Annotated in this window: 4 protein-coding genes; all 4 read left to right on the top strand. The window is 74.8% G+C overall.

Annotated features, from left to right (window positions below):
- Positions 1-102 precede the first annotated feature (102 nt).
- The 4 genes from ACFWVE_RS01260 to ACFWVE_RS01245 all read left to right on the top strand — a co-directional run bounded on the left by ACFWVE_RS01260 (position 103) and on the right by ACFWVE_RS01245 (position 5,970).
- Entirely contained in the window at positions 103-1,176 is a 1,074-nt protein-coding gene (locus ACFWVE_RS01260; RefSeq protein ID WP_384007045.1) for a nitronate monooxygenase, read from the top strand.
- The gene (locus ACFWVE_RS01255; RefSeq protein WP_384007042.1) at positions 1,173-1,913 is read left to right on the top strand and encodes a 16S rRNA (uracil(1498)-N(3))-methyltransferase; all 741 of its coding nucleotides are present in this window, start codon (positions 1,173-1,175) and stop codon (positions 1,911-1,913) included. Before ACFWVE_RS01260 ends, ACFWVE_RS01255 begins: the two co-directional genes overlap by 4 nt.
- A 157-nt stretch (positions 1,914-2,070) precedes the next feature.
- Positions 2,071-2,655 (top strand): hypothetical protein, encoded by a 585-nt coding sequence (locus ACFWVE_RS01250; RefSeq protein WP_384007039.1) that lies wholly within the window; start codon positions 2,071-2,073, stop codon positions 2,653-2,655.
- Between the two features lie 108 nt (positions 2,656-2,763).
- Complete coding sequence (locus tag ACFWVE_RS01245; protein WP_384007068.1) at positions 2,764-5,970, top strand: S41 family peptidase; 3,207 nt, start codon at positions 2,764-2,766, stop codon at positions 5,968-5,970.
- Positions 5,971-6,000: the final 30 nt, after the last annotated feature.

The raw sequence follows: 6,000 nt of genomic DNA, 5'->3' as shown, positions 1-6,000 counted from the left end.
GCCGCGGGGCGGATCGGGCCCGCCCCCGATCCGCCCCGATCCGGTTCCGGCCTGTCTCCGATCCAATTCGGAGATGTCCGAAGGACGTGGCAACATGCCGTCATGTCCTTGGCCCTCACCGACCTCCTCCGGCACCCCGTGGTGCAGGCCCCGATGGCGGGCGGAGTCGCCGTGCCGCAGCTCGCCGCGGCCGTGTCCGAGGCGGGCGGGCTCGGGTTCCTGGCCGCCGGGTACAAGACCGCGGACGGGATGTACCAGGAGATCAAGCAGCTGCGCGGGCTGACCGGGTTCCCCTTCGGCGTCAACGTCTTCATGCCCCAGCCCGAGACCCCCGACCCCGCCGCCGTGGGCGTCTACGCCCATCAGCTGGCCGGTGAGGCCTCCTGGTACGCCACCGAGCTGGGTGACCCCGACAGCGGCCGCGACGACGGCTACGACGCCAAACTCGCCGTCCTGCTCGACAACCCGGTGCCGGTGGTGTCGTTCCACTTCGGCGTGCCCGCCCGTGACGTCCTGGACGCCCTGCGCCGCGCCGGCACGTTCACGCTGGCCACCGCCACCACCCCCGACGAGGCGCGGGCCGTTCGGGACGCGGGCGCCGACGCGGTGATCGCGCAGGGCGCCGAGGCCGGCGGCCACCAGGGCACCCACCGGGACTGCCCGGAGACGGACTGCTCCGGCATCGGGCTGCTGTCCCTGATCAGCCAGGTGCGGGAGGCCGTGGACATCCCGGTCGTCGCGGCCGGCGGCATCATGCACGGCAGCCAGATCGCCGCCGTCCTCGCGGCCGGCGCCTCGGCGGCCCAGCTCGGCACGGCGTTCCTCGCCACGCACGAGTCCGGCGCGCACGCCCTGCACAAGCAGGCGCTGACCAACCCCCTGTACACCCGCACCGAACCGACCCGCGCCTTCTCCGGACGTCCGGCCCGCGCCCTGGTCAACCGCTTCCTGCGCGAGCACGGCCGGTACGCCCCCGCCGCCTACCCGGACGTCCACCATCTGACCGCCCCGCTGCGCAAGGCCGCCGCCACCGCCGGGGACCCGCAGGGCATGGCGCTGTGGGCGGGACAGGGCCACCGGATGGCCCGCGAGCTGCCCGCCGGGCAGCTGGTGGAGGTGCTGGCCGCCGAACTCACCGCCACCCGGACCGCTTTGTCGGCGGGAGGTGCCCGATGACCGCCCCGGTCTTCGTCGTGGACGGCTTCGGCACGGACGGCTCCGGTCACCACGTGCTCGACGGCCCCGAGGGACGGCACGCCGTCTCCGTGAAGCGGCTGCGGGCCGGGGAGAGGGTCGTCCTCACCGACGGCGCCGGCCGCCGGGCCGAGGGTGAGGTGACCGGCACCGAGGGCAAGGACCGGCTGATCGTGCGCCTCGGCGACGTCGTCGAGGAGCCCGCGGAGTCGCCCCGGCTCACCGTCGTCCAGGCCCTGCCCAAGGGGGACAGGGGCGAGCTGGCCGTGGAGACGATGACCGAGGTCGGCGTCGACGCGGTCGTGCCGTGGTCGGCGGCGCGCTGTGTCACCCAGTGGCGGGGCGAGCGCGGGCTGAAATCCCTCGGCAAATGGCGGGCGACGGCCCGTGAGGCGGGCAAGCAGTCCCGCCGGACACGCTTCCCGGAGGTCGCGGACGCGGCCACGACCCAACAGGTTGCGTCACTTCTGGCCGAAGCCGACTTCGCCGCCGTCCTCCACGAGAGCGGCACCGAACCCCTCGCGACCGCCGAACTCCCCTCCTCCGGCACCATCGTGCTGGTCGTCGGCCCCGAAGGCGGGGTCTCGCCGGAGGAGCTGGAGCTCTTCGCGCGGGCCGGCGCCCAGCCCTACCGCCTGGGCCGCAGCGTCCTGCGCACCTCCACCGCCGGCACCGCGGCGGCGGCCGTACTCCTGGCCCGCACGGGCCGCTGGTCCTGATCCGGGACCACCGAGGCGCCGAGGTGTCGGGCGCCAGGGCGCTGATCAGGCCCGGCGGCGGGGGCGGGACGGGGGCAGGGCGGGAGCAGGGCAGGGGCGCCCGCGGTGGCCGTATGCGCCCTACCGTCACGCCTGTGGCGGTGGCAGGCTGCCGTCCATGGCGTCCAAGGGGGCACTGACAAGGAGTTGGCCGAGGTCTTGGCCGAGGGCTCGGCGCGGGGCACGGTGGCGGCGGCCGGTACTGGCCGTGGGGTTCGCCGTGTTCGCCGTGGGCGGGGCCGTGGCGTGCGAGCCGGGCTCGGTCGGCTCGGCCGCGGTGGCGCTCACGACCGACGAGACGGTCACCCAGGAGCTCAACCGGCAGAAGGCCGGCGTGCGATGGCTCAGCTGCACCGCCTCCTACGGGGACGACGCGAGCGCGTCGTCGCGGTCCGCGCGTGCGAACGAGAGCACGGTGGCCACCGTGGACTGCGACGGGGAGACCGAGGACGGCAAGGAGATCACCGTCACCGGGAAGATCACCCACGCCGTCGACGGCGCCTGTGTGCGCGGGGACATCACCGCGAAGGTGGACGGCAAGCAGGTGTTCCGGGTCGACGGCCTGGGCGACTGCGACGCCACCAGCCCGCCCCCGGTGGGCGAGCCCACGAACCGCGGCCCGCAGCCCACCGTCACGGTGACGGTCACGACGACCGTGTGGTGCGACCAGTACCCCTCCTGCCGCCCTGTCGAGGGCAAGTGATCCAGACCCCTGTCCACGCCGACCGCGCCTGCGTAGGGTGACCGGGTGACGCACTCTGCTTCGGTCGCCTCCGCCGCGTATCTCCGGTTCCCGCATCCGCACGGCGAGTTGGTCGCCTTCACCGCCGAGGACGACGTGTGGCTCGCCCCGCTCGACGGCGGCCGCGCCTGGCGGGCCAGCGCCGACAACGTGCCGGTGACGATGCCCCGCATCTCGCCCGACGGCACCACCGTCGCCTGGACCTCCACCCGTGACGGCGCCCCCGAGGTGCACGTCGCCCCCGTCGAGGGCGGCCCCGGCCGGCGCCTGACGCACTGGGGCAGCGCCAGGACCCAGGTACGCGGCTGGACCCCGGACGGGAAGGTCCTGGCGCTCAGCACCCACGGCCAGGCGAGCCTGCGCCGTACCTGGGCTTGTGCGATCCCCCTCGACGGAGGCCCCGCCACCACGCTGCCGTACGGTCCCGTCGGCGACGTCGCCCACGGGCCGCGCACCGTACTGCTCTCCGCGACGATGGGCCGCGAGGCCGCCGCCTGGAAGCGCTACCGGGGCGGCACGGCGGGCAAGTTGTGGATCGAGCAGGAGACGGGGGACGACGGGGCGGCCGAGCCCTCCGGCGAGTTCGTCCGCCTGCACGCCGATCTCGACGGGAACATCGAGTACCCGATCTGGGTGGGCATGGGGGTCCCCCCTGTTCGAGCGGAGCCGAGAACCTGGGGGGGGATTGCCTTCCTCTCCGACCACGAGGGCACCGGTGCGCTGTACTCCTCCCTCGCCGACGGCTCCGACCTGCGCCGGCACACACCTCTGGGCGGGTTCTACGCCCGGCACGCCGCCACCGACGGCACCCGCGTCGTCTACTCCAGCGCCGGTCGGCTGTGGATCCTCGACGACCTGGACGGGGCCGAGCCCCGCCCGCTCGACATCCGGCTCGGCGGCCAGCGCGTCGACCTGACACCGTTCCCGGTGAACGCCGCCCGCTGGTTCGGCTCCGCCTCCCCCGACCACACCGCGCGCGGCAGCGCCGTCTGCGTGCGCGGCACCGTCCACTGGGTCACCCACCGGTCGGGCCCCGCCCGTGCCCTCGCGGCCACCCCCGGCGTCCGCGCCCGGCGCCCGCGCGCCTTCCGCGCGGACGGCGAGGAGTGGGTGGTGTGGGTGACCGACGCAGAAGGCGACGACGCCCTGGAGTTCGCCCCGGCCGCCGGCCTCGCCCCCGGCGCGACCCCGCGCCGGATCGCCGCCGGACGGCTCGGCCGGGTTCTGGAGCTCGCGATGTCGCCGGACGGCAGCCGCGCCGCCATCGCCTCGCACGACGGCCGCGTCCTGCTCGTCGAGCGGGAGACCGGCGAGATCCGCGAGGTCGACCGCAGCGCCGACGGCGACGTCTGTGGGCTGACCTTCTCACCCGACTCCGCCTGGCTCGCCTGGTCCCATCCCGGCCCCCGCCCGCTGAGCCAGCTGAGGATCGCCGGCACCACCGACCTCCAGGTCACCGAGGCGACCCCGCTGCGCTTCCAGGACTACGCGCCCGCCTTCACCCTCGACGGCAAACACCTCGCGTTCCTGTCGACCCGCTCCTTCGACCCGGTCTACGACGAGTACGTCTTCGACCTCGCCTTCGTCGAGGGCGCCCGGCCACACCTGATCACCCTCGCCGCGACGACCCCGTCACCGTTCGGCCCGCAGCGGCACGGCCGCCCCTTCGAGACGCCGGACCGGGACGAGACCCCCGACAGCGAGGGCACCCCGACCACCCGCATCGACCTGGAAGGGCTCGCCGACCGGATCGTGCCGTTCCCGGTCGAGGCCGCCCGCTACTCCAACCTGCGCGCCGCCAAGGACGGGGTGCTGTGGCTGCGGCACCCGGTGCGCGGTGTGCTCGGTGCCTCCCGCGCCACCCCCGACGACCCCGACCCGAAGACCGAGCTGGAGCGCTACGACCTCGCCCAGTCGCGCATCGAGCATCTGGCCTCGGACGCCGACCACTTCGAGGTCAGCGGCGACGGCAAGCGGGTGCTGCTGTGGACCGACAGCCGGCTCAAGGTCGTTCCCAGCGACCGGCGCGCCTCGGGCGACGACGACAGCGACAGCAACATCACCGTCGACCTCGACCGGGTCCGCCAGTTCATCGACCCGGCCGCCGAGTGGCGGCAGATGTTCGACGAGGCCGGCCGCATCATGCGGGACAACTACTGGCGGCCGGACATGAACGGCGTCGACTGGGACGCCGTCCTCGACCGCTACCGGCCCGTCCTCGACCGGCTCGCCACCCACGACGACCTGGTCGACCTCCTGTGGGAGGTGCAGGGCGAACTCGGCACCTCGCACGCCTACGTCACCCCGCGCGGCGGCTTCGGCGGCGGTGCCCGGCAGGGCCTGCTCGGCGCGGACATCTCCCGCCACGAGGACGGCAGCTGGCGCGTCGACCGCATCCTGCCCGCCGAGACGTCCGACCCTCAGGGCCGCTCCCCGCTGGCCGCGCCCGGCGTCGCGATCCGCACCGGTGACGCGATCGTCGCCGTGGCCGGACAGCCCGTCGACCCGGTGAGCGGACCGGCCCCGCTGCTGGTCGGCACCGCCGGCAAACCCGTCGAGCTGACCGTCTCCCCGGCCGGCGGCGGCGAGGCGCGGCACGCGGTCGTCGTCCCCGTCGCCGACGAGGAGCCGCTGCGCTACCACGCGTGGGTCGCCGACCGGCGGGCCCACGTCCACGAGCTGTCCGGCGGCCGGCTCGGCTACCTCCACGTCCCCGACATGCAGGCTCCCGGCTGGGCCCAGATCCACCGGGACCTGCGGGTCGAGGTGGTCCGCGAGGGCCTGATCGTGGACGTCCGGGAAAACCGCGGCGGCCACACCTCCCAGCTCGTCGTGGAGAAGCTGGCCCGGCGGATCGTCGGCTGGGACCTGCCGCGCGGCATGCGTCCGGAGAGCTACCCGCAGGACGCGCCCCGCGGTCCGGTCGTCGCCGTCGCCAACGAGTTCTCCGGCTCCGACGGCGACATCGTCAACGCGGCGATCAAGGCGCTCGGTATCGGCCCGGTCGTCGGCACCCGCACCTGGGGCGGCGTCGTCGGCATCGACAGCCGCTACCGGCTGGTCGACCACACCCTCGTCACCCAGCCCAAGTACGCCTTCTGGCTGGAGGGTTACGGCTGGGGCGTGGAGAACCACGGCGTGGACCCGGACGTGGAGGTCGTCCAGCGCCCGCAGGACCACGCGGCGGGCCGGGACGTCCAGCTGGACGAGGCGGTACGGCTGGCGCTGGCCGCGCTCGAGGAGACCCCGGCGAAGACGCCGCCGGCGATGGGGTAGGCAGTCCGGCGCCGGGGCACGACCGTGCGG

The sequence above is a fragment of the Streptomyces sp. NPDC058632 genome (genome assembly GCF_042717095.1).
In the GTDB taxonomy this organism is placed as follows: Bacteria; Actinomycetota; Actinomycetes; order Streptomycetales; family Streptomycetaceae; genus Streptomyces.
Note: the sequence above shows the minus strand (reverse complement) of the source record. Positions and strands in the feature narration are given on the sequence as shown.